Origin of the sequence: Mesorhizobium sp. B2-4-1 (assembly GCF_006442185.1) — a bacterium.
In the GTDB taxonomy this organism is placed as follows: domain Bacteria; phylum Pseudomonadota; class Alphaproteobacteria; order Rhizobiales; family Rhizobiaceae; genus Mesorhizobium.
In genome coordinates, this window is record NZ_VFVN01000011.1 from 60606 (window position 1) to 86185 (window position 25580).

General features: G+C 62.6%; 27 protein-coding genes and 1 riboswitch. Of the genes, 4 read left to right on the plus strand and 23 right to left on the minus strand.

The window, feature by feature from the left end:
- The 3 genes from FJ949_RS24430 to FJ949_RS30875 all read right to left on the minus strand — a co-directional run bounded on the left by FJ949_RS24430 (position 1) and on the right by FJ949_RS30875 (position 1645).
- Positions 1–726 carry a GntR family transcriptional regulator gene (locus FJ949_RS24430; RefSeq protein ID WP_140499919.1) on the minus strand — a complete coding sequence of 242 codons (726 nt, stop codon included), beginning with the start codon at positions 724–726 and terminating at the stop codon, positions 1–3.
- A gap of 479 nt (positions 727–1205) precedes the next feature.
- Entirely contained in the window at positions 1206–1370 is a 165-nt protein-coding gene (locus tag FJ949_RS24435; protein WP_023757858.1) for a DUF3309 family protein, read from the minus strand.
- Between the two features lie 95 nt (positions 1371–1465).
- Positions 1466–1645, minus strand: a complete 180-nt coding sequence (locus FJ949_RS30875) for a hypothetical protein (protein WP_246680034.1) — start codon at positions 1643–1645, stop codon at positions 1466–1468.
- Positions 1646–1793: 148 nt separating this feature from the next.
- On the opposite strand from FJ949_RS30875, the gene FJ949_RS24445 reads away from it, so the two are divergent.
- Positions 1794–4196 (plus strand): tetratricopeptide repeat protein, encoded by a 2403-nt coding sequence (locus FJ949_RS24445; RefSeq protein ID WP_140499921.1) that lies wholly within the window; start codon positions 1794–1796, stop codon positions 4194–4196.
- Between the two features lie 168 nt (positions 4197–4364).
- Here the strand turns inward: FJ949_RS24445 and FJ949_RS24450 are convergent, their stop codons facing one another.
- The 4 genes from FJ949_RS24450 to FJ949_RS24465 all read right to left on the minus strand — a co-directional run bounded on the left by FJ949_RS24450 (position 4365) and on the right by FJ949_RS24465 (position 7606).
- Positions 4365–5387, minus strand: a complete 1023-nt coding sequence (locus FJ949_RS24450; protein ID WP_140499923.1) for an ABC transporter substrate-binding protein — start codon at positions 5385–5387, stop codon at positions 4365–4367.
- Entirely contained in the window at positions 5380–6147 is a 768-nt protein-coding gene (locus FJ949_RS24455) for an ABC transporter ATP-binding protein (protein WP_140500163.1), read from the minus strand. Before FJ949_RS24455 ends, FJ949_RS24450 begins: the two co-directional genes overlap by 8 nt.
- The gene (locus FJ949_RS24460) at positions 6144–6899 is read right to left on the minus strand and encodes an ABC transporter permease (RefSeq protein ID WP_140500165.1); all 756 of its coding nucleotides are present in this window, start codon (positions 6897–6899) and stop codon (positions 6144–6146) included. The genes FJ949_RS24455 and FJ949_RS24460 overlap by 4 nt, the downstream gene beginning before the upstream one ends.
- Before the next feature lie 98 nt (positions 6900–6997).
- Entirely contained in the window at positions 6998–7606 is a 609-nt protein-coding gene (locus tag FJ949_RS24465) for a YkoF family thiamine/hydroxymethylpyrimidine-binding protein (protein ID WP_140499924.1), read from the minus strand.
- Positions 7597–7710, minus strand: a riboswitch (TPP riboswitch). (Overlaps the previous gene by 10 nt.)
- A 218-nt stretch (positions 7711–7928) precedes the next feature.
- Here FJ949_RS24465 and FJ949_RS24470 point away from each other — a divergent pair.
- A complete protein-coding gene (locus FJ949_RS24470) occupies positions 7929–8249 on the plus strand; it encodes a hypothetical protein (protein ID WP_140499926.1) in 321 nt (106 codons plus the stop codon).
- Between the two features lie 139 nt (positions 8250–8388).
- On the opposite strand, the gene msrA is transcribed toward FJ949_RS24470, so the two are convergent.
- From msrA to FJ949_RS24500, 6 genes are all read right to left on the minus strand, one after another.
- Positions 8389–8907, minus strand: coding sequence for a peptide-methionine (S)-S-oxide reductase MsrA (msrA, locus tag FJ949_RS24475; RefSeq protein WP_140499928.1), 519 nt, complete (start codon positions 8905–8907; stop codon positions 8389–8391).
- A gap of 184 nt (positions 8908–9091) precedes the next feature.
- Entirely contained in the window at positions 9092–9403 is a 312-nt protein-coding gene (locus tag FJ949_RS24480) for a hypothetical protein (protein WP_140500166.1), read from the minus strand.
- Between the two features lie 100 nt (positions 9404–9503).
- A complete protein-coding gene (locus tag FJ949_RS24485; protein WP_140499930.1) occupies positions 9504–9704 on the minus strand; it encodes a hypothetical protein in 201 nt (66 codons plus the stop codon).
- On the minus strand, positions 9689–9928 hold the full coding sequence (locus FJ949_RS24490; protein ID WP_140499931.1) for an ABC transporter permease: 240 nt from the start codon (positions 9926–9928) through the stop codon (positions 9689–9691). The genes FJ949_RS24485 and FJ949_RS24490 overlap by 16 nt, the downstream gene beginning before the upstream one ends.
- On the minus strand, positions 9925–10125 hold the full coding sequence (locus FJ949_RS24495) for a hypothetical protein (protein WP_140499933.1): 201 nt from the start codon (positions 10123–10125) through the stop codon (positions 9925–9927). Before FJ949_RS24495 ends, FJ949_RS24490 begins: the two co-directional genes overlap by 4 nt.
- 2 nt (positions 10126–10127) lie before the next feature.
- On the minus strand, positions 10128–10865 hold the full coding sequence (locus FJ949_RS24500) for a glycosyl hydrolase 108 family protein (protein WP_140499935.1): 738 nt from the start codon (positions 10863–10865) through the stop codon (positions 10128–10130).
- Positions 10866–11047: 182 nt separating this feature from the next.
- On the opposite strand from FJ949_RS24500, the gene FJ949_RS24505 reads away from it, so the two are divergent.
- Entirely contained in the window at positions 11048–11875 is an 828-nt protein-coding gene (locus tag FJ949_RS24505) for a class I SAM-dependent methyltransferase (protein WP_140499937.1), read from the plus strand.
- Between the two features lie 38 nt (positions 11876–11913).
- Positions 11914–12036 carry a hypothetical protein gene (locus FJ949_RS31035; RefSeq protein WP_263494129.1) on the plus strand — a complete coding sequence of 41 codons (123 nt, stop codon included), beginning with the start codon at positions 11914–11916 and terminating at the stop codon, positions 12034–12036.
- A gap of 19 nt (positions 12037–12055) precedes the next feature.
- Here the strand turns inward: FJ949_RS31035 and FJ949_RS24510 are convergent, their stop codons facing one another.
- From FJ949_RS24510 to FJ949_RS24565, 10 genes are all read right to left on the minus strand, one after another.
- Complete coding sequence (locus FJ949_RS24510; RefSeq protein ID WP_140499939.1) at positions 12056–14629, minus strand: hypothetical protein; 2574 nt, start codon at positions 14627–14629, stop codon at positions 12056–12058.
- A 562-nt stretch (positions 14630–15191) separates the two neighbouring features.
- Complete coding sequence (locus tag FJ949_RS24515) at positions 15192–15383, minus strand: hypothetical protein (RefSeq protein ID WP_140499940.1); 192 nt, start codon at positions 15381–15383, stop codon at positions 15192–15194.
- A gap of 739 nt (positions 15384–16122) precedes the next feature.
- Complete coding sequence (locus tag FJ949_RS24525; protein ID WP_140499942.1) at positions 16123–16644, minus strand: helix-turn-helix domain-containing protein; 522 nt, start codon at positions 16642–16644, stop codon at positions 16123–16125.
- Between the two features lie 597 nt (positions 16645–17241).
- Positions 17242–17715: a hypothetical protein gene (locus tag FJ949_RS24530; RefSeq protein ID WP_140499943.1), complete on the minus strand. Its 474-nt coding sequence runs from the start codon at positions 17713–17715 to the stop codon at positions 17242–17244.
- A 297-nt stretch (positions 17716–18012) separates the two neighbouring features.
- Entirely contained in the window at positions 18013–18390 is a 378-nt protein-coding gene (locus tag FJ949_RS24535) for a hypothetical protein (protein WP_224519111.1), read from the minus strand.
- Between the two features lie 56 nt (positions 18391–18446).
- Positions 18447–20975 carry a hypothetical protein gene (locus tag FJ949_RS30450; RefSeq protein WP_181172150.1) on the minus strand — a complete coding sequence of 843 codons (2529 nt, stop codon included), beginning with the start codon at positions 20973–20975 and terminating at the stop codon, positions 18447–18449.
- Positions 20975–21478 (minus strand): hypothetical protein, encoded by a 504-nt coding sequence (locus FJ949_RS24545; RefSeq protein WP_140499947.1) that lies wholly within the window; start codon positions 21476–21478, stop codon positions 20975–20977. The genes FJ949_RS30450 and FJ949_RS24545 overlap by 1 nt, the downstream gene beginning before the upstream one ends.
- 2 nt (positions 21479–21480) lie before the next feature.
- Positions 21481–22134 carry a hypothetical protein gene (locus FJ949_RS24550; protein WP_140499949.1) on the minus strand — a complete coding sequence of 218 codons (654 nt, stop codon included), beginning with the start codon at positions 22132–22134 and terminating at the stop codon, positions 21481–21483.
- A 292-nt stretch (positions 22135–22426) separates the two neighbouring features.
- Entirely contained in the window at positions 22427–24883 is a 2457-nt protein-coding gene (locus FJ949_RS24560) for a hypothetical protein (RefSeq protein ID WP_140499952.1), read from the minus strand.
- Entirely contained in the window at positions 24883–25494 is a 612-nt protein-coding gene (locus FJ949_RS24565; RefSeq protein ID WP_140499954.1) for a hypothetical protein, read from the minus strand. Before FJ949_RS24565 ends, FJ949_RS24560 begins: the two co-directional genes overlap by 1 nt.
- Positions 25495–25580 lie beyond the last annotated feature (86 nt).

Here is a 25580-nt window from a genome sequence, read left to right on the forward strand (position 1 = left end):
TCAGAACCTCATATGCAGCGCGAAATGGGCGGGATTGAGCAGGCTGGTGACATATTCGACCGGCCGCTCATCGGCCGCACGCGTCAGGCGACGGCCGCGCAGGAAGGGTGTGCCTTGCGGGCACCCGAGGATAGCGGCGTCATGGGCGTTCAACATCTCGATGTCGACCCACTCCTCGCCATGGTCGGGTACAAGCCCCGCTTCGCGTAGCGTCTGGTGCAGCGAGCCTTCGCGCAAGCCCCGCAGAGGCACGTCCTCCAGCTCTGGCGACAGCGGCAGGCGGCTGCGTTCGATGGAGATGGCATGGCCGTCGCTGGCATTGGTGCGGACCCGGTCGACGGCGATGAAGAGCGGACTTTCGACGCCTAACAGCACGGCAAGGTCGTGGTCTTCGATCACCTCCAGCCGCAGCGTCCGCGTTTCGGCGTTGGCGCCGGCATTGGCCAGCGCGCGCGACCAGCCGATCGCATCATCGACCGGCTTGCCGTCAAAGGTGACGAAGGAGCCGATACCGACCTTTGTGGTGATCAATCCGCGGCTGGAAAGTTCCTCCAAGCCTTTGCGCACCGTGTTGCGGCTGACGGAGAAACGCTGCACGAGTTCGTTTTCGCTTTGCAGACGGTCGCCGAAACCCAGCACGCCGGAGCGGATCTCGTATTCCAGAACGGTGGCGATCTGCTCGGGCTTGCCCGTGCCGGGAGACAGTTTGATCGCGCTCCGCTTCATATTCGTACCTGTATAGTGAACCTGTCTAGTCCTGTTTAATCTCTCCTCGTATAGCGGACTTGTCAATGGGACGGGTCATGTGCCCCGATGCACTGCTTTCGACGATCCGCCGGCCGCAGGCGGCAACGAAGAAGGAATTTCCCCAGTGCTGGACGCGTCGCACCGTGTCGCGATCCTGCTGCGGTGACCCTACCGGCAGAAGAACGAAAGCCCGCTCCGGGAACCGGGGCGGGCCTTGGAGGAGGACAAGGGGTGGGACCTCTCCTCTTGCTTTCCACGGGGGGTGTGGACCGAAATCACCTTACGGGAGTTTCGCCAGAGGCCCGATCACAAGCCTGTTTGCCCGCATCACGATCCGGTGCGCACCGGCATCGACATTGGTCACGGGATCGCGATCAGCGACCAATGCATGTCGCCCAAACAATGCATGTCGCCCAAAAGCGGCTCTCGCCTTGTGAGAACGACGTGCACGACGCGCTTTAGATGCGTCCGAGCACGACCAGAATAATGACGATCAGCAACACAAGCCCCAGCCCGCCGCCACCATAATAACCGGTTCCGTAGAACGGACCGCCGCCGAGGCCACTGAAGCCGCCGAGCAGGGCGAGGATAAGGATGATGATAAGGATGGTTCCAAGACTCATGGCTTCCACTCCCGCAGGCACTTGCGCGCCGGTTCGGCACTTCTGGGTTGAGAATGTTGCTCACAGACAACGCTTTGAACGCGTTCGCGTTCCACCTAATGCATGACGTCGAGAAGGCGACGGCGCAATTCGTGCAGCAGTCCTGCCGCAATGGCGGGGCTTTCCGACCGGCCGACGCGCAGGATACGATAAAGCTGAAGGAACGTGACTACGGCGTAAACGGCGAGATTGTAGAAGGATAAAGCCAACAGCAAAAACAGGCGGTTGAGCGTCAAGATCGGATCCACTTCGACTTATCTCGATCTTGCATCGTGAGATCTGTGAGAGCGGATTTGCAATTCATGCTTGCATTTCTGGAACAAATAAGGAACAGTAGGGAACCTAGCTGCCAAGGCGGATTAAAGTTTTGGGGGGACCAGCGATATGATGAGGTGGAAGGATGCGGGGCTCCTCGCCGCCGCGATCGCGCTGACAAGCCTTGCGCCCGACCGGTGGCCCTCAGCCGGGCTTGGCGCCGCTCTCGCCCGGAACACGCCTGCGCTCGCAGCCGAGAAGGATTATGCAACCTGCTTCGGCGAGGACATCGAGTCGGACAAGCGCATTGTTGCCTGCTCCGCGATTGCGGAGGACGCCGCAGAGCCAGCGCGCAGCCGCGCCACAGCCTATTTCCAAAGGGGCGTCGCTCTCGGCGACCAGAAGCAATACGACCGATCGATCGCCGACTACAGCGAGGCGATCGCGCTCGATCCGAACGACGCTTCCGCGTATCTCAACCGCGGCGCCGACTGGTTCAGCAATGGAGACGACGACCGTGCGATCGCGGACTTCAACATCGCCATCAGCCTGGAGCCGTCCTCCAGCGATGCCTACAGCAACCGTGGCCTCGCCTTCCTGCACAAGGGCAAGACCGACGCGGCCATCATCGATTTCCAACAGGCAATCGAGGCGGACCCTCAGAATGGCAAGGCGCATGCGGGCCTGGGCATCGCCTGGGACAGGATGGGCGACCCGAAACAGGCCCTGGCCGAGTATGACGAGGCGGTCCGTATCGATCCCAACAACATATTGGCCAATGTCAAACGCGGTATCGCCCGCGCCGCCGAGAGTGAGTTCGATCCCACTGTCACCGATGACGATGCTGAACAGGCGCCCGGCGAGAACTTATCCGCCGCCAAGGATACGACCAGCAATCGCGCAGCCGCAAAGACCTTGATCGAGCGTGCGGGGATGCGGCTGTCGAAGTATGGCCTCGAGGGCGCGCTTCTCGATTTCGACAAGGCGATCAGCCTCGATCCCGACAATGCGGACGCCTATCTCGGGCGCAGCCGCGCAAGGACACTCAAGGGAGACAGCGCCGGAGCGGCGGCGGATTGCCTGCGCGCCATCGAGCTTGATCCGACGCGGGCAGGAAGCTGCGGCGCTCAGCTTGCCGCCGACCAAAGCAAGCCGGCACCGTTGCCGGACACCCAACAGCAAAAGCAGCGAGCCGTCGTTCCGGATATCACTGCCACCCAAGACACGCTGGCCGCAAGGGTTCTGGAGGCGACCGATCCGCGCGCCCTCGAAGCGATCCTTGGCGGCGATGCCTTCCTGGACATGGGCAAGTACGATCAGGCGATCGGCGCCTACAACAAAGCGATTGCGCTCGATCCGAACAACCGGTTCGCCTATTACGGCCGCGGCAAGGCCCAGGCCGCCAAACGCGTTTACGAGCAAGCGATCGCCGATTACGACACGGTCATCCAGCTCGCCCCCAATTTTGCTGCGGCTCATTCTCGCCGGGGCCTCGCCAAGATCACGTCAGGCGATGCCGAAAGCGCTCTTGCCGATTGCAGCCGGGCTTCAACACTCGATCCAAAGGCGCGCGACGCCTACTTCTGCATCGGCATGGCCTGGCACGCCAAGGGCGACGCGGGGCGCGCGATTGCCGCCTACTCGATAGCCATCGAGATCGATCCGAAAGACGACGCCAGCTATTATGGGCGCGGCATGGCGCGTGCTGACATCAAGGACTATGACGAGGCAATCGCCGACTTGGGCCAGGCGATCAAGCTCGATCCCGACAATCGCGATTACGCGGTCGCCCGCAAGGCGGCTGTGGCTGCGAAGGGACAGGGCGATATGGCGGCCGCCACGCTCGGCGCCGTCAGCTCGGCGGCGGCCACCGCCAGTTCAGCCGCCGGTTCGGCCGCACCGAGCGATACTGATTCGGCCGCCAAGGCGCTTTTCGCCAAGGGTCGGAAGCTGCATGAGAAAAATGACTATGACGGCGCCATAGCCCTGTATGGCAAGGCGATCGCACTGGTCCCGGCATTTCATGACGCCTATCTGGCCCGGGCCATGGCTTGGGAGGCCAAGAACGATTATGCTCATGCTGTTGCCGATTACACGCAGGCGATCGCGATCAATCCGAATATAGCCGAGACCTACTACAGTCGCGGCCAGAACCTCAGTTTCCAGGAAAACTACGACGGGGCGTTTGCCGACTTCGAAAAGGCCATCAATCTCAACCCCGCGGACGCAAGGGTCTATGCCGATCGAGGCCTCCTATGGATGGGAGGGCACGAGGACGTCGCCGCGCTGCACGATTTCGAAAAGGCCATCAGCCTCGATCACAAGAACCCCTTTGGCTATTTCGGTCGAGGCGTGATCCGAACCAGCAGAGCGGACTATGAAGGGGCCATCGCGGATTTCAGCCAGGCGATAAGGCTTAAGCCGGATTTCGCAACCGCCTACGAGGCGCGGAGCCGGGCGTGGGAAGCCAAGGGCAACCGCAAGCGTGCTCAGGCCGATCGCAAGAAGGCACTGAGCCTTGGGGTAGATTAGACGGGCTTTTCGGGAGGGCGCGGATTTTGCGTTGGAGTGGTTTGGGCGTAATGGCAGTCGCCGCTCTGTGCTTTATTGCGGTAAAGGTTTTGCCTTGGGCGCAGCTCTGACGAGGCTGACGAAAGGCAATCAGCTTGAGCAGCGCTGGCGCCCGATGCGGTTTGATCCCTACCCCAAATAGAAGTTACTGAAATAGTTGCCAAAATCCGGTTGCCGGGCAACGGGCTCGCCGTCCCCGTTCCGGAGGATGCCGGCGGCGAAGAGATAGGAACCGATCGCTTCCATCTTGGCCGGGTCCATGCTGCCTATGGCGCCGTTTTGCCGGCGCAGATAGTGCCCGTCGATCAGCGTCTTCAGCGAGGCGTGGATCAATGCCGGATTGGTCAGGGCGTCCTTGTTGGCGGCGATCAGCAGTGTGGCCGCTTCTTCGGGATGGTCGACGGTGAACTGGTAGCCGCGCCGCGTTGCCCGTATGAAGCCCGACGCCAATTCCGGATTTGCACGCAGATACGCATCGCTAGAGGAGATCAGCGTGGTGTGTTCGTCGGGCACGCCGTAGTCGGCATAGACGAAGCTTCGCTGTTTGACGCCTTTCAGTTCTGCCTCGACGCCTTCCCAGGTCGAGACCTCCAACGTGAAGTCGACCGAACCGTTGGCCAGCGCCTCATAGGCGGACGTGCCGAGCGTCACCGTTTCGAAAGCCCCCTTGCCGCCATCGTGACGGATGATGGTCGAGATCAGCGCGTTTTCCCAGGCACTGCCGAAACCGCCATAGGTCAGGCCGTCAAGATCCCTGGGGGTTTTGATCTCGTCACGCGCTGCATTGAACACCAGCCGTCCGGTTTCGGACTGCACCACGGCATAGACCGCCTTGAGATCGGCGCCGGCGGTTTTCTGGGTGAAGAGGCCGATGGAGCCGTTGATGCCGAAATCGGCAACGCGGTTGGCAACCAGCGTGCCTGCACCGGTATCGCTGTAGGGCAGGATGTCGACCTCGAGGCCGGCCTCGCTGTAAAACCCTTTGTCGCGAGCGACGAACAGGCCGATATGGTTGGTGTTGACCGTCCAGTCCAGCGCCACCGTTACTTTCCGGGCGGCCGCCTGGGCAAGAGATCGGCCTGGCCGGGCTACAAGGGGAAGGCCGGCAGCGGCAGTGAGCAGCAAGGCTTGCCGGCGCGTCAGGTCAGTCATGGTCCGTGTCCTTCTGGTGGCTCGGGTTGAGGAGGATGTCGAGGATCTCGGCTTCGAGGGTGCCGGCCTGCCGTGCAGCGCCGCCGGCCAGTTCGCGTGGACGCGGCAGCGGCACGGTGATCTCAGCGACGACGCGCGCCGGCCGCGCCGAAAGCACATAGATGCGGTCGGACAGGAACACAGCTTCGCGCACGTCGTGGGTGATCAGCAGCGCCGTCCAGCAGTGGCGCCGCCACATCTGTTCCAACCAGCGTTGCATGGCGGCGCGGGTCAGCGCATCGAGTGCGCCGAACGGCTCGTCGAGCAGCAGCATATCGCGTTCCTGCACCACGGTGCGCAGCAAGGCCGCGCGCTGGCGCATGCCGCCGGAAAGCTGCGCCGGAAAATGCCGTTCGAAACCGGCAAGCCCGAATTCCTCGAACAGCGGAGCAACGCGAGCGCGGGCAGCCTTGCGCCTGACACCTTGCACCTCAAGCCCGAGCGTGGCGTTGTCAAGAATGCGCCGCCAAGGCATCAACGCGTCGCGCTGCGGCATGAAAGCGAAATGCCGGCCGTGGTCATCGAGCGGCTTGCCGTCGAAGAATATCTCGCCCTCGCCGTGAAGCGCGCCGGTCAGAAGCTGGAACAGCGTCGACTTGCCGGCGCCGGAGGGGCCCAGAATGGAGACGAATTCGCCGGCGCCGACGCTGAGCGAAATGTCGGCAAGCACGTCGAGTCCTTCGAAGGCCTTGCGCACATGTCGCAGTTCGAGCCGGTTCATCGCCACGGCCCCTTTCCTGCGGCCCGCCCGCCGGCGGTCCGTTCCCATGGCATGGCAAGGCGCTGGACCAGCATCGTCAGCCCGAACAGGACGAGCGTCAGCACGGCGCTGACGGCGACGGCGGCCAGCACCAGGTCCGGGCGGAAGTTGTTCTTGGCGTTGAGCATGTAGATGCCGAGGCCCTTCGCCGCGCCCGCATATTCGGCGAAGATGGCGCCCACGACAGCATAGGTGATCGAGATCCTGACACCGGCGAAGAAGTAGGGCAGCGCCGAGGGCAGCCGCGCCAGGACGAAGACACGCCAGCGCCCTGCCCCCATGGCGCGCAGCATTTGGCCGATCTCAGCCTCCGTCGCCTCATATCCTTCGGCCAAAGCCACCAACATCGGAAAGAAGGTGACCAGCGCCACCAGCATGATCTTGGGCATCAGCCCAAAGCCGAACCACAGCACCACCAGCGGTGCAATCGCCACCAGCGGCAAGGTCTGGCTGACCACGAAGACCGGAAAAAGGGCGCGCCGCAATGGCTGGGAGAAGTCGATCAATATCGACAGCGCAAAGGCACCGCCGAGCGAACAGGCAAAGCCTGCGAGCGTGGCACGGAGGGTTGGCACGGCGTTATCGGCCAGCGCGTGCCGGTTGAGCATTGCCTGAGCGAAGACGCGCGATGGCGCCGGGAGGATTGTCGGCTTGATGCCACCAAAGCGCGCATAGAGTTCCCACGCGGCTAGCAGCAGCCCCACCGAAAGCATCGCCGGAGCGGTTCTGGCGATGAGGTCCACGATCGGACGCGAAGGGGCGGACGGGGAGGACACGCAGGTACCCGGAGCGGATGGCGCGGGGCGCGCCGTCAGACGGCGGTGGGGCTGTTGGCCGAGACGGTGACGTCGAGCGTTACGTGACCGGCACCCGGCCCGAAGCGGCAAAAGGCCTCGTTGAGTGCGGTAAAAATGGCGCCTGCGTCGCCGCGCAACTTTGTGCAGAAATGCTTGGAGCGCTCATATACGCCCGACTGCTTCAGGAAGTCGATGCAGCCATAGATCTCGTCCATGTGGTCGTCGGTGCCCATGACGTAAAGCGAGAACTGCGCCGCCGCCGGCTGGCCGGTGACGGCCACGCCGCGCACGGCGGCGATAGCCGCTTCCTTGCGCGGGCCGAGCGGCCCGGCAGGTCCGCCAAACGCGTCGGAGCGGCAGATCGGATCGTCCGGCTCGCCCGGGCAGCCGCGCGAGATGGCGGCCGAAAGCACGCAATGCTTGCCGCTGCGCGCTGCCGCCACGAACAGGTCGCGCATGGCAGGAAACAGCACCTCGGGCGGCCCGACAAGCAAGGTCGAGATATCGTCGGTCTCGATCCGCAGTCGATCACGATAGGGGTCCAGTGCCCCGAGCGCGCCAAGGATGACGCCGACAAAATCGCCGGACATGGGATATAGGGAAATCTGTGCGCCTGAAAACATCGCCCGCCTCGCTCCGCTGGTATTACCCAGATCAGCTTCTAGGGTCTGTGGGCTTGCCGCCCCCGTCTCAGCCCCGACCGTACGGAGCACCCCTGTGGATGGACGCGTTAAAGCACCAATCGGGCGGCTATGAAAGCTGTTTTTTCAGGACCATCGCCGGAAATGCATTGCGCCAGGCCTGATTTATGGGCGGTTCCGTCGGGCCCGGTCTTGAGGGAAATTTGTCCGGAACCTTAGCCACGACGAGTGGTTGTCCCTATAGTCGCAAACGCGACGAACTTCGTGGAAACGAGCGAAGACTTCACAGAAATGGAGACAAACCATGTTCATGAAAATCCTCGCAGCTTCGGCTCTTACAATTGGTCTCGCGACTTCGGCGATGTCGCAAAGTGCTGGCGGAAACGGCGCCAATAATAATGGGCCCGGCAGCGGCCAGTCGGTCACGGTCGACCCGAACACGCCGGCACCGCCGAACACTGTGGATCCTGGCACGACCGGCAGCACGACCGCCATGCCCGACGGCATGAATTCGAACGCGGACCGGAACTGTCCGGCCAGCCCACAAGGTGCTCAGCCGGATGCCAGCCACACCGCTCCGGGCACCGCTTCGCCGACCGTCAATGACAAGCATTGCGGCAAGTAGCCATTCGCCGAAACTGCTGGAGAACGCCACGGGGCGTCTGTTCCGTGGCGTTTCCGTCTCTTTATGTTTCACCCTCGCCGAACAGGCAGGCGCCTGAGACGTAAACCGCCATCGGCCTTCGTCTCGGTTCGGGCGCCGTCTACGATACAGCCTTTTCGCGAACCGGCAGCTTCCAGCCCGGCCTGACGAAATGACAGGTGTAGCCGTTCGGGTATTTCTGCAGATAGTCCTGATGCTCGGGTTCGGCTTCCCAGAACGCGCCGGCCGGAGCCACCTCGGTGACCACCTTGCCGGGCCACAGGCCCGAGGCGTCGACGTCGGCGATGGTGTCTTCGGCGACGCGCTTCTGCTCATCGCTGGTGTAGTAGATCGCCGAACGGTAGCTCATCCCCACATCGTTGCCCTGGCGGTTGCGTGTCGTCGGATCATGAATCTGGAAGAAGAACTCCAGCAGCGTACGGTAGCTCACCTTGGCGGGATCGAAATTGATCTCGATGGCTTCGGCATGGGTGCCGTGGTTTCGGTAGGTGGCATCAGGCACGTCGCCGCCGCTGTAGCCGACGCGCGTGGACAGGACGCCCGGGATGCGTCGGATCAGATCCTGCATGCCCCAGAAACAGCCGCCGGCAAGCACCGCGCGTTCGCTTGAAGTCGCCATATCAAATCTCCCCAAAGCAACTCCGGGGAAAGGTTGTAGCCGTTTCCGTCCGGAATTGCGCACGATAAAACTGGAGGCCCGGCGCTATGACAGCCGCTCCAGGATTTCCCATAGATGGGCATTGTCGTCGGCTTCGTCCAGTCGACGGGCGCGTCCTGCTGCCGATCACCACGGACGCGCGGCGTCACTCCCCAGGCCTGAACCTGCGCACCACGACCTCGAATACGATATCCGATATCCACATCGCGCAGACGCCGATGAGGAATGCGGCCGCCAGGGTCGTGGTGTCGTCATTGGCCATCGGCAGGCCCATGGCGCGGGAATACTGGACCACGGGCAGCGTCAGATAGGCGGCGGCTAGCGCGCCGCAGATCGGCGAGGCCACCATCTCGCGCGGTTTGTAGCGGTGGCGCGACAGCGCGCGCAATATGCCGCCGGAAAGGCCGGCGACCACCACCGGCACCTTGATACCGAGCAGGTCGAAAAGATCATGCATCATTTCATTGTCTCGCGATCAGGAAACAGAACGACCGATCCGGCACCGAAGATGAGCGGTCCCCGAGCAGCAGGGCCCGAATCGAGCGGCAACACGATCGTCATGGCTTCCACCCGCACAGTTTCTCGCCCTTGCGGTTGTGCGCCAGCAGCGTCCGGACTTCCGCATCCGACAGTGCTGCGACGGCGGATGCGGACAAGCGCAGCGGGCTCGAGACCGCGCAAAATCCGCCGGTGACGGTGGTGCAGCCGGCTACCGCGACAAGTGCTGCGGCCGCTGCGACAATCAATCCCTTGCCCATGACCTGAGCTCCTTTCGGGCAGTGGCGGCGGGTAGCGCGCCGATGTCGTTGTCAACCTGGTCGGCGACGTCGCGCGCCGCCGCCTCGGCCGCGGCCTGCCGGCTACGTTCGGCGCGCTCGCCGGCAAGCCGCTGGCGAACACCCCAGCCAAACGCAGCGACGATGGCTGCGCCGATGCCGAGAACGGTCGAATTGCTGAGCAGGAAGGAGAGGAGCGCGCTCATTGGTTTGGCGCGTCCTTGACGAGATAGCCGACGGCAAAGACGGCTAGCGGCAGCAGCGTGGCCCATGTCTCGGCATCGTACCAGGATGGCCAGACATTGCGCACGAAGACGCCGGAAATCGAAACGGCGGCGGCGGCGATGGTCGCGGCCGTCAGTTTGTTGGTCGGGCGGATGGTCGGCTGGGTTGTGGTGGCCATGATCAGAACATTCCTTGCAAGGCGGCGGCGATGTGGTGCCAGGCGGCGTAGGCGACGAGCAGGCACGCGACAATGATCCCGCCCGCCTTGGTGGCAGCTGGGATGTTGGCGCCGGCAGGCGCCGCCGCGACCGGTTCGACGGCATCTACGGCAGCAGCGCCGCCCGGCGCCGCCGCAGCAGCGGCCGGTGCAGGATCTGGCCGCGTGGCCGATGCCTCGCCTGCCCCGACAGCCGTCAGCAGCAGCGCCTGTGCGCGGACGGATCCGACCCGCCTCGACCAGCCTTTGCCGAAAGTCGGCCAGGTCGGAAGCCGCTTCAGGAAAGCCAGGCGGGCATCGCAGAGATTGTCGATGACGACGGCGGCCGGTCTGGAACCGACGGCAGCGAGCGTCTCGGGCCCGATGCGGCCGTCCTGGGCGGTGCCGACCACTGCTTGAAGATATTTCGCCGCCCTGCTTGGCCCACTGTTCACGGCATAGTCGAACACCGCGTAATCCACGCCGTCGGGCAACTCGGCGCCAGCCACCGCATCCCAGTAGAAGCGGCGGTACACCGTGGCGAGTTGGGCATCGCTGATCTTCCTGAGATCCGCCTTGGCGGCATCCGCCTTCACGTAGCGGCGGAAATTGGCGAGCGTGACGCCCTTCATGGTGGCGCCGCCCGGATCGGCCGGATTGTCCGACCAGCCGCCTTCGGATTTGAGGACGAGCGCAAGCGCCCGCGTAAAATTGCGGTCCATGATATCCCTTTCGATTTCTTGGTGGATGAGGTGAGTGGGTGATCGCCGGCAGCACAGGGGTGCGGACAGTCGCCGTTGCGCGCCTCGGTGCCTACTTGCAGTGCATCAAAATCGAAGGTCGCCTTGCGCGCCGGCCGACGCATGGTTAGAAAAAATACAATTTTAGGACGAACAGGTCTGGGATGAGAGACTTTGTTGGCGCCGCGCGGCGCCTGGCCTTCAACAGCCTGTCGGCCGCCATCGATCGCCGCTGGAACGTCCACCCGCTGGGCTCGGCGCCGCGTGCCCCGAAAGAGGAATATCTGAGGCTGTTCGAAGCCACCCGGCGCGTCTCATTCCCTGAGATCGACAGGCTCGAGGCCGAAACCGGCTTTGCCGTCGATCGCGACTGGCTCGACGAACTGGCCCTCCACACCCAGATCACCATCAAGACCAGCGCGCTCGCCTACCCGCACGGGCGGGTGCTCTACAGTCTTCTTCGCCGCCAGTTGGCCGACAGCCCAAGGCCGTTCACCACCGTCGTCGAGACCGGCACCGCGCGTGGTTTCTCCGCGATCTGCATGGCCAAGGCACTCGCCGATGCCGGCGCCTGCGGGCATGTCGTCACGCTCGACGTCCTGCCGCACCATCATCGCTTCTACTGGAATTGCATCGACGACCATGACGGCAGGAAGTCGCGCGCCGAACTGCTTCGGCCGTGGCAGCCGCTGGCCGACCGGATCATTTTCCTGCAAGGCGATTCACTCCTTCAATTGCCCAGGGTCGGCGTGAACCGGATCCACTTCGCCTTCATCGACGCGCAGCACACCAGGAAGAACGTGCTGGCCGAGCATCGCTGCGTTTCGGGCGTTCAGCGCGAGGGCGACATGGTCGTATTCGACGACGTCACGCCAGGGTCCTTCGATGGCGTGGTCGAAGCGGTCGCCGAGATCGAGCGGCAGGGCCGGTACGAGGTGCGCCGTCTGAACGCGTCCAAGCAAAGAACCTATGCCTGGGGCATCAGGCGGTGACGAGACGACAGCCCGGATAAACCATCGGAGGCGAGACCTTGCTCAGAAATATCGCCCGCAGGCTTTATCTCGGCATGCGCCGGAACATCGATATCAGCCCCATGGCGGCCGATGACTACCTGAAGGTGCAGTACTTCCCGATGGCGACGAAGCATTGCTGATCCTGCGCAAGAAACCGACCTAGCGCGCCACCCAGCGATTGAGCCTGACCGCGCGGCCGGCAGCGGCTGCTGCCGGCAAGGCATTGGTCAGTGTCACCGTGTTACCCGAAGGTGCGCCGTTCACAGTTGTGTGGTGCCATTGGAGCTCTGCTCCGGTAATCACAGTGTCAAGTTCGATTCCAATACGGTCGCCAGCCGTGATTCCCGCGACGCTTGCTATGCCAATCGTGGTGGCACCGGAAATGGCGGCGGTGGAGATGGTGGTCTTCAATAGGAATGTATTTCGATATCCACCAAATTGTGCCCGCTCGATGGTCGCTCCAACGGGAAGATAGCTTTCCATAAGGAAGCTATAGCAAAGCCGGCTGATGTCGGTCTCTTGATCACGCAATCGCAGGATGGGCGCAGCGAAGCCTTGTTCAAAATCGATACTTTCAATGATCGTTGCGCCAATCCATCCGGACGCCCCAACGAAGAATGAGGCGACAGATGGGTGTATCCACAGCCAGTTGGTCGAAAATTCATAAACCGATGCACCGGTCCGAGCGATTGACTGGCCGTTGCTGCCTTTTGCATAGTACGGGGCATTGCCTGACATCACGGTGCCAGAGGCGTCGAAACAGATGACCGTAATGGCGCGCGAACCGTTAAGGAAGTTGAGGAACGCGTGCTGTGTGGTGTTGGCTTTTTTGTAGATGTGGCCGACAGCCTGGCCCGAGCTTGATACCACAAGTTGGCCGTCGCCGTTGGCCCGCGACGTGCGCGCCGTGACACCATTGGTCAGGAAGGGCGATGGAGCTGCATAACCGCCGGTCGCGCTGTCGTACAAAACGACGCCAGGTACCGTGATGCGGCCCTCGGCCTGCACCGGAAAGAACCGCTCGCCCTGAAAGCGCCTCACCAAGTTGGCCCCGCCAGTCGGCCTATTCGACATATCTCGCAGCGAGACAAACAGGCGCTTCAGATCAGGCGAAAGGATGTTCGCGTCATCGATGCCTGACGCGCTCAAAAGATCAATGTTGAAGGAGGCGAAGCCAGTCGCGGATGGCACGTTGACGAGGGCAAGTGTGTTGGTGAAGGCGCTGTAAGTTTCGATGCGCGCATTCTTGAAAAACACGGTGGTCAGGTTGCTGGTGCTGCCGAGCGCGGCGCAGATGAAAGCTGCATGGCCGACGCCGGCCGAGCCGCCATCAATGCCGATTTGAGGGCTGTCGATCAACACCTCTTCAACGGCAGCGGTCCCGGCGAGCGTCAGCTTGAAGGTCCCGCGACCCGCCGCTTTCTGGTTGGTGCCGACGTACCAGGTTCCACCGCGGAACTGGTTGTTTACGAAATAGCTCGCGCCAGCCAGATCGCAATGCACATGGGAGCCGTTGTTGTAGAGAGTGATGATGTTGAATTCGTTGCTTACCCAATTTGTATTTGCCGCCAGGCCGTCGAAATAGAGCCCTTCGTCATAACCACGGGCAGCAAGCCAGAGCTTGCTCTCAGCCATGCCGCCGAAGTGAATGCCTCGCGTGTTGGCGACAACAGATTTGTCTGGTGTATTCTGGACTTCCAACCAGATCTTTGCGCCGCGCAAAACATTGGTTCCGGTCCCACCGATGCGGACCGCCGAAAGGCCGTCGAAAGCACCGCGTATCAGCGCCCCCTTGCCATTGATCTCGCTGATGTCGCGCCAGTCGATAGAAGAGCCAACGGCGTAGTATGTTGCTACGGCAGGCAGGACGAGCACGGCCTTGGTAATCCGGCAATAGGAGCCGAGCGCGTTTAACGCAAGCGCGTTGTCGGCAAGGCCTTCACGGGCGCCAAACATCGTGGCGGTGGCGACGCTTTCATTCAACACCCAAAACCCGCCATTGACCGCATCGGTCGTCCCGTCCGGCATGAAGCGGTCGGCGGAGCGGAAATAGGCCAGCGCCGGGTAGCCGCCGGCGGTGATCGCCGCGCGCGACATGCGGGCATAGTTGGCGCCGCCCACCAGGGTTGCCGGGGTCGTGAAGACCGGGGCGTAGAATTGGGTCCTGATGCTCTTGACGCCGGCAGCGATCGTCGAGCCCGATGCTGTCGCCACGGATGCGTAGATCGGCACGTTGACGCCCGAAACCTGCGCGGCGTCGGCGGCATATTGCTGGGCCAGGTCGCGCGCGAGTTCCGCGATGTGGATGACTGCCGCCAGCGCTCTGCCGATATCCCCGAGCGGATCATCCGACAGATAGTAGGAGATCACGATGTCGCTCGTGCCGATCACAGGATTGAGGGTCTGGAAAGCGTAGACCAGGCCACCCGAAGCAACCCCCTCCTGCACGTGAACGGTCGTTCCCTTCTGCATCGTGCGCGCGGTGCGGGCGTCCGCCGCGCGGTACCAGTAGCCCTCGCTCGCCGTATAGATGCCGTTCAGCCGGGCGTCCGACTGGTTCTTGACCAAAACCCGGTCGCCGACGGCGGTCAAAACCCCGTCGATCGTCTTCAGGCCGAGGATCCAGGCAACGCCGTCGACGATGACCGTCTCCAGGTTTGCCGTCGTCGCCAGGCGCACGGGTTCGCGCTCGCCAGTCAGAAGACGAACGGCGGCAGTTGCGGGTCGGGCCATGAGGCTTGCTCCATAAAAAAAGCCTCGCGAAAGCAAGGCTTGGAATTCGGGTTGGTTGGCGGCGTGGCGATGGGTTCGGAGGGGATAAGCGCTGGCCCGTGCGGCCACGGCGCCACGGTCATTCAGGTTCTTCCTTGAGAAGTTTGGTCACGATCGCTCGGCCAGGCGAGAGACAATTCAGCGGTCGGTTTTCTGTCCTTGGGCACGCACTTCCTGAACAAGCAGCAATGCCGGCTTGCTCCCGGACTGGCTGCCGTGTTAACACCCGCGCACTGCGGTGGCTTGCGCTATGGGAGCGTCAATGTCGCAGCGCTTCCACAAGGTGTGATTTCCGATGGAAAAATCCGCGATTGTCGTCGCTGCAAACGACAACCGCACGGCAGAAGAAAGGCCGTTCGCTTCCCGGTACAAATCCGTTGGAGCGGTAGCGGCGCCGGCGGATTCACAGGCAGCAGGCGAAGAGCCGACCGAGGCCCGCGCCCTGACGGCTTTGCAGATGTTCTGTCGCGTAGCGGGCGTCTAGATCGCCTTTGAGGCTTCATCCAGACGGCAAGGACAGGCTCTAAAGTCCCGACCCGCTGTATCTGGTGGCCTCCTTCCACAAGGCGAGCGCAAGGGCGGGTGTCCGCCCCTTCACCGCATAGTCGCGGTCCCGGTAGCTTCCGGCCGCGATCCACACCGTTTTCGAGCGTTGGTAGATCGTAATGCCCCGCTCGCTCGCCCGCGCGAACAGTTCTGTGTCATTTCGATACATCGGTTCCAACCCCTGTGGCCCCCTCAAGGGGTAAGGTGCAACGAACATGCCAAAGTTTACGCCTAGCTAATATTATACATCGCAGAGCTGCCAGCTGCGCCATCGAAGTGCACTGGCAGCCCTAAAGCCAAGGTGTTCCGTGGGTGTTTCCGCTGTATTGCACCTGAACTGCCCCCAGGTAACAGAATAGACCAATCCGGAAACATTTGCTTAAAATTGTATTCTTTGGCCATCGGTGCCGCCATCGTCGGTCGAGGAGTTCGTGGAGCGCCGACTACCTGTTCAACAAGCGCTGGCCGGGCGGCTTCACATGCCCATGCTGCGATTCCGGAAAAGCATGGCGCCTCGAGGCTCGGCCGTGGCTTCGGATGCGCAGGCAAAGGGACAGGCCTGGGTGCTGGAAACAGCCTTCATGATCGCTGGGACCGTCATGCAGGGCAGGCACCCACCGCTGCGCAAATGGTTCCTATCTGAGGGCGCCGCACTCCAACTCCATTTCAGCGCTGCAGCTCCAACCTGAGCCGGGTGTCTCCTACAAAACCGCCGGCTGGTGCTCCGCAAGCTCCGGCGGGCAATGGTGAACCGGACACCGCTTTTCGGAACTGTCGACGTGGACGAGTCCGCCATCCCATATCGGCGCAAGGAGAACGCGGTGGAGATGGGTTGGCAGCAGCAGCAAAGCCAACCAGATATGGATTGCCGGAGCGGTCGAGACGGTCGGCAACCATGGTTTGGACTACTAGGGAGACGGCGCCGCCACTTCGTCCTCCATGTCGAGCGATTTTTCGACTGCCTCCGGATTCCGGGCGATGGTCCAAAGGAGAGTATTCGCAGCTGCATCCGGTTCCGAGCGGCCTTGCTCCCAGTTTCGAAGCGTTGCCAGATCGAGGCCATACCTCACGGAGAACGCCTCCTGGGACAGCTTCGTGCTATCCCGAACTTCGCGAACGCTTATCGGCCGCGGCGCATGAACCTTCGCGATCACTCCTGCGGACGAGAGTTCGTCCTTCAGTGCTCGCAGGTCGTCGACGCAAGGAACGGTCACGAACGCCTTGCCGTGATCGACCATCTCAGTGAGGACCGCATGGGCCGTCCTCAGCGGCAGATGCCTCCTGACGAGAACCCGAGCAGCTTCAGGAGTATTCGCGCCGTGTAGAAAGCTGAGGCTCAGCCGGACGGGAGAGCCTGACGACACCCGGACGACGTCCCGGGTTCGCACCCGTTGTCCGAACCGCTCCATGAACTTCGATGTAGTCGACATTAAGCTTCTCCGCGATCACTCGGCCGAGCCTGCGCAAGTTGGACCAACCCCATTGGACCTGGGCATCGCCCCCAATATGGAGGTCACGGACGACCAGATGGTTGCCGCCCATTTCCACTTCTCCCAATAGCTGAAGCACGCCATCCGGCGTGACGACATCAAAGAGGAGGCATGGGTCCTCCGAGATGTCGGCGTCCAGAATGAGTTCCACGTCATCGGGCTGCAAACGCGATCCCTACGCAACTTGCTTATAGAAAATATGTCCGGTGCTGGCGAGCGTCAAGGCCTGACCGATCTCCGAATTGGCGAGATACTGACAACACCCGAATCGTGCCAACTTAGCCCCAGCCTACGCTAGTCGACCGGGAGAAGGGGACAGACGCAGCACCATATATTGTGGCTACCAAAATTAGGTCGCCTTGATCAACTTCAGCTTCATCTCCGTAGAATTGCCACGACTCATCATCGGCATCATGTGAGGCCTAGGCAACCCAGCCGCCACCACCAAATATTTTTCGGGTCGATATGACGGCCAAATTTTCTGGACCTTCGAACTTCCATTTATCCATATCTTAGGCTCTTCTGCTTGCCGAGACATCATTCTTGAAGCAGCGGCAGAATCTTTTCGTCGAGGAATTTAAGCCGTCCACTCAACATCTCGGCGTTGGCGGGATTCGCCGGGACATTAACGGGAATGAGCTTCGCCACGGACTTCCCTTGCCGCGCAGCTTCAACCCACTCATCCATTGCACCGATATATCCGTCCAGCGCCTCGTACGGGGTCTCCAAATCGTCACCGGGCATGTACGCTGGGGGTACATCACCGACGAGCACCCATATCCATCGTGGCACATCTGGTTTCCCGGGTGAAATCTCGAAGAGAAAAATGTATATTATCCCTTCGGCACCATATCCGAAATACTCGCCTTCGATTCTCCTTACCCAGTCGTATGATTTGATATATTCACGAGCTTCCAGAAGGGCGCTGTCAAGGTCATCATCTGCACCTGGGTCGTCTGCTGGTAGAGGAAGACGGCTTACTTTACCGAGATCCGGGGTAATTTTGCTCACAGTTTCTCTCCACTACTTATCTTAGTCCGCAGCCATCGTCTCCTAGCCCAGCGCTGAAAATCGCCGGCTTCCATGTGGAGCCTTATGTGCTCTTCCCTGGTACGAGGCTTAATATTTGATACGTGATCTAGCCCACCATTGGCGACGATAAGATCTTTTCGTCGAGCCCGGCTGACATTAAACCGAAGGCAGATGTGTGACGCTGCTCAAAATTGGATTTGGCATTGATCGTCATGATTAACTCGACACTTATCCGAGGCGCTTTAACGTTCGTCGGCAACGACGCGGGCGACCCCACTACTTATTGCCGACGTCGAACCGTTGGATGGATGCGGAAGGAAGTCCCAGTTCATCAAGCACATCGAAGGCGCGCTCCGATATCACGAGGTTCAGTTTCTGATTGACGCCGAAATCGTCGTGACCTGCTCTACCGTCCACCTTGAGCCAAACAAACGGAGGGAGTTCGACATCGGGCTGCAGCTCCAGAAAATTTTCGGATTTGGTCACTTCGGCAGGAGCGAATGTAGCGCCGGAGATGCCAATATCGAGCAATCCGCGCTTGGCTTCTTCCGTCACCAGGAAACAAGGAAAAGTGGTGACAAGCGCGTCGCCGAACCATCCCTCAACCTGATAGTGGAGCTTGCTCACGGCAGGCGGATGGACGCTGGTGTCCATAACAGTGTTCTCACCGAGCCCACCAGCCACGTCAGGCCTAACTTCATAATATCGCATTATTCACCTATCGGTGGGTCGAACAGATGCCCATATTTCTTGTCTAACTCAGTTGCGTAGTCAAGCACTTGCTGCCGGGTTGCCGTGATGTGCGTCTTATAGAATTCATCCCACTCGGCTCGAATCACTTTTAAATGCAAATTTACGTCGAATTCCTTTCGGACACCACGGAGATTTTCGAGTGAATGTATCTCTTCACTTGCAAAAAGCCCTGGGTATCTATCAAGAACGTTTTGCTCGACACTATGATGAACAACATAATCTCCCTCGTTGAGTGCGGGATTCGCTTTAAAGAACGTTTTTCGGTAGTTTTTTGATTTCGTCCACCCAACCTTTGCACCGGCATATTTAATCATGGAGGCGTCCCTAGAAAGCAGAGAAGCCAGCATTGCAGCTTCAAAAGCACTTTCGGATATCTCACCGGATCGCGTTCTACGGCGTCGAGACTGCCGAGAGACCGACCGAGCAATGGCTTGTTGGGATCGAAGGGTTTCGGCGTCGACGCCACGAACAAGTATCTCGCCGCCTTTGGCAAGTTCAGCCGATCGCTTCGAAAATACGGAAGAGCTCTCGACCCAGGGCTTGGCAATACTTTTGGCGCCCTGGAAAACCTCACCCACCAACTTTTCGCCGGGAAAGGTACCTAAGGCGTCGAGCACTGCATCGCTGTAGTTTCCATCCAGGGCGGCATTCAGGGCTTCGTCGAGCGCCAACGAAGCTCCCACGACAGGTGTGAAGTCGGCTACCGAAATACCGTCATTGCCGAGGCCCTCAGAGCCTACAAGCTTTTGCGCGGCGAACCGCCACAGACTTCCCGGTTCACTATCGCCAGCTATTAGGTTCCCTAACCGCTCTCGAGCCGTCAGGTACCGGTTGGTTGCGTACCCAGTTGGTACCGACCATCCCGACTGGACGGTGTTCTGCAAGTCGAGCACGCCCATCGGGTCGACGCCTGCTGCCCGAAGCGAGCTGTTCGCGGCATCGTTGTCTGCTTGCGACGCACTGGCCTGCAAAAGATGGCCAAGCACCGCTTCAAGCGCCTCTTGATTCGGCAGAGCGGCAAGCACATTGCGCAGCTCTGTCTGCTGAGATTTGGGCGGGTGAGCTTCGTCTTTAAATTTCCCTACAACGCCTTTTGCCACAGAATTCGGCAACGGCTGGACGGGGTTGAGGCCCAACTGCTGTTGGGCGGCAATCGAGCCAACGATCGCGGTCTGATAGTCCTCCGGCTTCGAAAGATTATTCCAAGCTGCGTCGAGGGCCGCGAATGTCTTGCGTACATAACCGCCCGGATCGCCTCGCCTCGCTTGAAATGTCAGGTCCGCCGCGGCGGCTATTGCATCATAACGCGCCCGATCCTCTTCTGGCGTCGCACTATCGGCCTTGGGCGCAGACTCTTTGACCATGGCCTGTACGGCGTCATTGGACATTGTGCGCATGCCGTGGAACTGGCGACTGACATCAAGCGCTTGATGGAGAGCCTGAAAACGCCTGAACCCTTCCGTCGCCCCATAGAGCCCCACGAACTGTTCTGGCGTGAAGGTCGGGCCCGAATAGCTGCCAGTGTCCCTGATCGCCCTAGGTGCGTTCTGTTCGGCGAGGCCAATACGGGTGCGCATCTCAACTTGCTGAGAAGCGTGAGCCGCCTGCGCCTGTTGGAGCAGCGCCGGCCGGTCGTCTTGTGGAATGTCTTCCCCAAATGCTTGTGCCACAATTTCATCCGGCGCGAGCTTGCCAACACGATTGCCTTTCGCTGCCGCCGTATCTGAACTGCCGGCAAGACGGATCCAGCTAACGTCGGAGGCATCGCTGCTGGAAGAGTCTGCCGGCGCCCCGCCCAACATCTCGGCGGCCCGCTTCGGATCCTGGGCGATCATCGCCTGAACCAGTGCCTTGGCCGTGTTGCTGCGCCAGGCCACTTCCGCCGCTTGCCTGATAACCGGGTTTCCGATCTTGGCGATCAGATCGGACCCGTTCTGCCGGATCGCCTCGAAAGCTCCGATGTCGTTCGGGTCGCCTTTTGCGATGGAGCTGGTGGACATGGTGTCGACCTTCGCCCACTCCGTCAGCTCATACTCATCGCGCTGCTCCTGCTGCCGCTGCGCCATGCGCGGCGAGCCGGCCGCGCGCATCGGCTCCTTCTGCCTAGCGAAAGCGGCCCGCCGGCTCTCGGGTATCTCAGGCAGAGTCTCGTCGAACAGCGTGTCGAACAGGCCGGGCTTGACCACCTGCCCGCTGCGCGGGTCGACCTCGCCATACATCGCATCGTGCAGGCCGCTGCCGTCGGCCGGCGCATTCGCCGCCACCTCGTCTTCCGCCTGCGCGACCCGCTCGGCGAACCGGCGGCGCGCCAGCTCCGCGTCGAACGCTTCCTGCCGCTCCTTCATCTGCCGGTAGCGCTCGGCGACGGCCGAGAGCTCGTCGCCAAGATCCTGCATCGCCCTGCCGGCCGGCGACCCCTCGGGATAGGAAACGCCATCGCCGGCCTCGAGCCGGCGCTGGGCAAGCTGGAGTGGAATCGTCGCCATCAGTAGAGCCCTCCCGTGAAGGCGCCGCCCGACGCCGGCGGGAAGGCGCCCTTGCCGAAGGTCACGGCCTTGGTCGGGTCGTAGAGACGGGAGAGACCGGACACGAGGCTGCCGCCGGCCTTGAAGATCGACGCCGCCGCGGCCTGCCTGCCGGAGTAGCGCGCGAGCGCCGCCTGGCTGTCGAGAGTGTTGCGGCGCAGCGCCGAGCCGTACTGGATCGCCTTCAGGTCGAGCTGGCCCTGCCTGGCATTGGCCGCCAGCACCTCGGCCGGCGAGCCCGATAGGCCGACGCCGGAGGCGCCCGCCCGGGCCCGCGCCTGCGAAAGCAGCAGATCCTGCCTGTGGCGCTCCTGGCTCTGTTCGAAGGCGGCACTTTGCGCATCGGCCTGCGCCTGCTGCCCGTAGGCCTTGGCCTGGTAACCGGCCGCCTGGTTTTGCTGCCGGCCTTCGATCAATGCGCCACCCACCGAGATGGCCGTGCCGAGAAGGGCTAATGTGCACATGGTCAGCCTCGCTGGGATGCGGCAATGGGGGTTTTCCTGGCCGGGCGCGCACCGAGCGCCGGTCGCGGGTCGAGCGCGCCGCCGGGGTTGGTGAACGACAGAAGCAGCCTGTCGGCCTGGATTGCCGGGCGGCTGAGGCGCGCCGGCGCCGCCGCGCGCGGCCCGGCCATGGCGGCGCGGCGGGCAACGGCCAGGTTCACCTTCAGGTCGGGCATGCCGGCGGCGTCGAAGAGGCCGTTGGCGGTGGCGAGCGCGCGGGCGAGCGCATCGGCCTCGAACAGTTCCTGGCGCAACAGCTCGACCAGGCGGCGCACCGCGCGCCAGCGCTCGGTCAGCACCTCCGCCTTGGCTTTCGCTTGCCCGCCCAGCGCCTCGACGGCGGCGCGCGCCTCTGCCGCGGCGGCCGCGGCACGGCATTTGTCCGCTGCCGCGATGATCTTCTCCAGCAGCGCGACGACGTCGTTGCAGTCGTCCAGCGCGATGCGCGCGGCGGAGAGATCGCCGTCGCCGAAAACGGCGCGGTCCTCGGCCTGTTCGCAGCCGCGCCGGCGGGCGATCGCATCTTTGAGGTCGGTATCGACCAAGGCGATGACGGCGGCATATTCGGCAGCCGTCCGCGCCCTGCCGAGCTGTTCGGCATGGGGGGATGTGGTCACGGGATGGGTTCCTTGTGGGTGGATGGGCGGGAGGGCGCAACTGCCAATCCCCCTTGTGGAGGAGATTGGCAGGACAGAGGGAGGCGCGAAGGATCGCGGCGTTGATTCAGCCTGGGTTCCTCGCCCCACCAAGTGGGGCGAGGTGGCTCGGCGAAGCCGAGACGGAGAGGGGATGGCGCCGACCTGTGCCGGACTCTCCGGCAGAAGCGCCTGCGCCTTACGAAGGCCCCCTCTCCGACCGCTTCGCGCCACCTCTCCCCCGCCTCGCGGGGGCGAGGAACGCCAGCTCGCCCTAAGGCTCGGCGTCGAACACTGGCGTAAATGCCCTTATCGTGCAGGGCGTCGGGTTGACGTGGCGGATCCGCACCCGGCCCTGCCCTTCCCAGCTGTCGTCGATGGGCACCTCGACATTGCCGGTGAACAGGCTCGCCTTGCCGTCGGGCGCGACGAGGGAGGGCATGCGCACGCTTTCCCAGCGGCCGCGGATCAGCGACTGCACCTGAAGCCCTGTCGTGTCGGTCTCGAGCAGGGACAGGATGACACCCGCCACCTTCTTGCGTCGCCCGAGGATCGAGCCGTCCCGGCCGGCGACGTCGAGCTCCAGCGTGTCGGCCTGCGATTGGAACGCAAGCCCGGCCTGCCATCTGGCCGCGACGGCGCCGCCGGGCAGCGTCACCTGGCCGGAGGCGACCGGCAGCCCGCGATAGACCTTGCCGCCGGCCAGCACGTCGACCTTTTCGCCGTTGAGATGGGCAAGCCCGGACACGGTGTTGACGGCGGCGCCCGAATAGGTCAGGCCGCAATCGACCTGGAAGGCGTCCTCCAGCGCCCCATATTCGAACGGCGCCGTCATGATCTCGATATAGCGCCTGGTCACGCCGCCGATGGTGCGCCTGACGATCAGCCAGATGTCGTCGACGCCATCCTGGCCGGGCGTCACCACAGCGCTTTCGACAGCCGCCCAGCCGGAACCGGCGACGGTACCGCCGAAGCGGTGGCGGTGCATGCCGCGCACCTCCTGCGAGGGCTGGTGGGTGTAGCCGCCGAGCTCGCCATTATCGAGCGGAAACCAGAGCATCGGGTCGGGGTCGGTCTGGAACGCCAGCTCGACCACGCCACGCTTGGCGATATGTTCGGAGATCTGGCCGATATCGTCGGAGGTGAAGCGGCCGGTCGAAGCCTGCGTCAGCTCGGCGATCGAGCGGCGCGAGCGCGTGACATAGAGGAACGACTGGCCGGCATCGACGGGGCGGATGCGGGCACAGCCCGACGTGCGCGAGCGCCGGTTCTTGAACGAGGAGGGCGTCAATGCCTCGTCGATGCCGGAGCCGGAGAGTGCGCGGATGCCGCCGAGCGTCCCGATCAGCAGCGCGCCGTCCGATTCCGCGATCCACGTGATGTCGTTCGCCTGGCCGCCGCCGGCCTGGAGGAATTCCAGCGCGTCGTCATCCTTCTCGCCCAATGCGAAATTGTTGAAATCCCCCGTCGCCGAGGCGTAGACCGAAAACTTGCGGCTGAAGGCCAGGCGCTCCTCGTAGAGCGATCCGCTTTCGACATATTTCCCCGGCACGAGCGTGCCCAGGCGCCAGCGGGATATCGGGCTGAGGTCCGGCAGGGCAAATCCATGCAGTTGGACTTTCACCGCCGTGGCGCTGGTGCGGCTGGTGATCTTGGCCCAGCGCCAGCGGCCATCGGACGCTAGCAGGCGAATGGCCCGGCCGACGTCAGAAGCCTGGAAGCCGGCGCCGCCATTGATGCCGGCGGTCGATGACGCCGTGAGGTCGAACGGCGTCTGGCTGGCCGCCGCCCGGTTGAGGTTCAGTTCGGAAAACGCGCTGTCCGAGGCGCCGTTGATCGCCTTCCAAGTAAAGCGGTGATATTCGAACGCCAGCTTGTTCAGAAATTCGTAGTAGCGGGTTTCGCCGCCCGACCAGCCGGTCTCGCCGGTGCGGCTGTCGAGCGTCACCCATGTCGCGCCGTCATTCGATCCTTCAAGCACCCAGATAGTCGGCGTGCGGTCGACCGTTCCGCCGGTGCGTGCGGTCAGATAGTAGTTTTCGACGATGGCCTGCGCGCCACCGGCAAGCTGGTAGGTGACCGAGCCGTTGGTGGCACCGGCGATGCCGCTGTCCGTCTCTGTCGCCTTGTCGAAAAGCTGGAAGGCGTCCCCTGCCCCGGCCATGCCTGAGACCGTGCCGGAAGGCGCGGTGTTCGACGTCATCTTCGGCGTCAGCGCCCCATAGTCCGCGGGCGTCAGCGTGGTCGGCGTATCGTTGATGTCGTCATAGGGCCCGTCGTCGATCGCGTAGTCGTCGAGCGCCCATGCCGTATGGGCGGTGCGCGTCAGCACCTTGAGCGGATAGTCCCTGTGGGAAATCCACATCTGGTCCGCGGACTGCACATAGTCGAGATCGAACAGGTCGGCTTCAAGATAGGGCGAGGCCACCTCGACCGTGCCGACACGCGCGCCATAGGCGTAGACGCGGATGTAAAGATTGCCGAACTCCAGCATGTAGGCCTGGTCGGCCGAGAAGATGAACGGGATCGCCCGCGTCGCCTTGGCGGACGTCTTGACTTCGCCGACGAAACGGGTGCCGCCGCGCTTGCGGATGCCGCCATGCGGCAGGGTGACGAAGTTCTCGCATTTCGACAGCGCCGCGCGGTAGAGATCGAGCGAGGCGCGCGCATGCAGGCGCGGCGAGATCTCGCCGCGGGTGAAGACGTCCTGGACCGGATAGAGCGTCGCCATCAGCGCATGGCCCCCGCATAAAACCGGCTGTCGCCGCGCTGCCGCGCCCAACTCGATGTCGAAAGCCGTCCGCCGCGCTGGATGGCCTGCGCGGTGAAGGCGGCGTCCAGCGCGCGGTCGTAGGCCGAACGGGCAATGTCGATCATGCCGGCCTTGTGCGTCAGCGGATGCGCGATCTTGATGGCGAGTGCCGCCACCAGCACTTCGGTGAACGGCGCGTCCCAGTCGTTGGGGTCGGTGAGGTTCGCGACATAGCGGATGGTGAGCGGTCCCGCCCGGTCGCTGTAGACCAGCCCCGCCTCCTGCCGCCACGAGATCGCGATGCCGTCCGGCTCGCCATTGTGGGTCAGCGGCAGCGGGCGAAGGCAATCGACGGGGAGTTCATAGACCCAGTTCAGCGTGCAATCGCCGGAACCGGTATCGCTGCCGGCCAGGGATGCCGAAAGGATGGCGAACACCCAGGCGTATTTCGTCAACTCGGCCTCGCGGGTCAGGTCGAAATGCATGTTGAGCAAGCGCGCGGCCTTGATGTCCTCGTCAAGGCTGTCGATCGGCGCCTCGTCAAGGACGGCCAGCGCCATATTGGCGATGTCGGTCGGGGTTATGGCCATGGGTAAGGCCTCCGTGGGTTGTGATTGGGGGAAGTGCGTCTTTCTCCCCGTTCACGGGGAGAAATGCCCGGCAGGGCAATGAGGGG

Coding starts and splice junctions, on each gene's coding strand:
- FJ949_RS24430 (WP_140499919.1), bottom strand. CDS start 726: ATGAAGCGGAGCGCGATCAAACTGTCTCCCGGCACGGGCAAGCCCGAG.
- FJ949_RS24435 (WP_023757858.1), bottom strand. CDS start 1,370: ATGAGTCTTGGAACCATCCTTATCATCATCCTTATCCTCGCCCTGCTC.
- FJ949_RS24445 (WP_140499921.1), top strand. CDS start 1,794: ATGATGAGGTGGAAGGATGCGGGGCTCCTCGCCGCCGCGATCGCGCTG.
- FJ949_RS24450 (WP_140499923.1), bottom strand. CDS start 5,387: ATGACTGACCTGACGCGCCGGCAAGCCTTGCTGCTCACTGCCGCTGCC.
- FJ949_RS24455 (WP_140500163.1), bottom strand. CDS start 6,147: ATGAACCGGCTCGAACTGCGACATGTGCGCAAGGCCTTCGAAGGACTC.
- FJ949_RS24460 (WP_140500165.1), bottom strand. CDS start 6,899: ATGCTTTCGGTGGGGCTGCTGCTAGCCGCGTGGGAACTCTATGCGCGC.
- FJ949_RS24465 (WP_140499924.1), bottom strand. CDS start 7,606: ATGTTTTCAGGCGCACAGATTTCCCTATATCCCATGTCCGGCGATTTT.
- FJ949_RS24470 (WP_140499926.1), top strand. CDS start 7,929: ATGTTCATGAAAATCCTCGCAGCTTCGGCTCTTACAATTGGTCTCGCG.
- msrA (WP_140499928.1), bottom strand. CDS start 8,907: ATGGCGACTTCAAGCGAACGCGCGGTGCTTGCCGGCGGCTGTTTCTGG.
- FJ949_RS24480 (WP_140500166.1), bottom strand. CDS start 9,403: ATGCATGATCTTTTCGACCTGCTCGGTATCAAGGTGCCGGTGGTGGTC.
- FJ949_RS24485 (WP_140499930.1), bottom strand. CDS start 9,704: ATGGGCAAGGGATTGATTGTCGCAGCGGCCGCAGCACTTGTCGCGGTA.
- FJ949_RS24490 (WP_140499931.1), bottom strand. CDS start 9,928: ATGAGCGCGCTCCTCTCCTTCCTGCTCAGCAATTCGACCGTTCTCGGC.
- FJ949_RS24495 (WP_140499933.1), bottom strand. CDS start 10,125: ATGGCCACCACAACCCAGCCGACCATCCGCCCGACCAACAAACTGACG.
- FJ949_RS24500 (WP_140499935.1), bottom strand. CDS start 10,865: ATGGACCGCAATTTTACGCGGGCGCTTGCGCTCGTCCTCAAATCCGAA.
- FJ949_RS24505 (WP_140499937.1), top strand. CDS start 11,048: ATGAGAGACTTTGTTGGCGCCGCGCGGCGCCTGGCCTTCAACAGCCTG.
- FJ949_RS24510 (WP_140499939.1), bottom strand. CDS start 14,629: ATGGCCCGACCCGCAACTGCCGCCGTTCGTCTTCTGACTGGCGAGCGC.
- FJ949_RS24515 (WP_140499940.1), bottom strand. CDS start 15,383: ATGTATCGAAATGACACAGAACTGTTCGCGCGGGCGAGCGAGCGGGGC.
- FJ949_RS24525 (WP_140499942.1), bottom strand. CDS start 16,644: ATGTCGACTACATCGAAGTTCATGGAGCGGTTCGGACAACGGGTGCGA.
- FJ949_RS24535 (WP_224519111.1), bottom strand. CDS start 18,390: ATGGACACCAGCGTCCATCCGCCTGCCGTGAGCAAGCTCCACTATCAG.
- FJ949_RS30450 (WP_181172150.1), bottom strand. CDS start 20,975: ATGGCGACGATTCCACTCCAGCTTGCCCAGCGCCGGCTCGAGGCCGGC.
- FJ949_RS24545 (WP_140499947.1), bottom strand. CDS start 21,478: ATGTGCACATTAGCCCTTCTCGGCACGGCCATCTCGGTGGGTGGCGCA.
- FJ949_RS24560 (WP_140499952.1), bottom strand. CDS start 24,883: ATGGCGACGCTCTATCCGGTCCAGGACGTCTTCACCCGCGGCGAGATC.
- FJ949_RS24565 (WP_140499954.1), bottom strand. CDS start 25,494: ATGGCCATAACCCCGACCGACATCGCCAATATGGCGCTGGCCGTCCTT.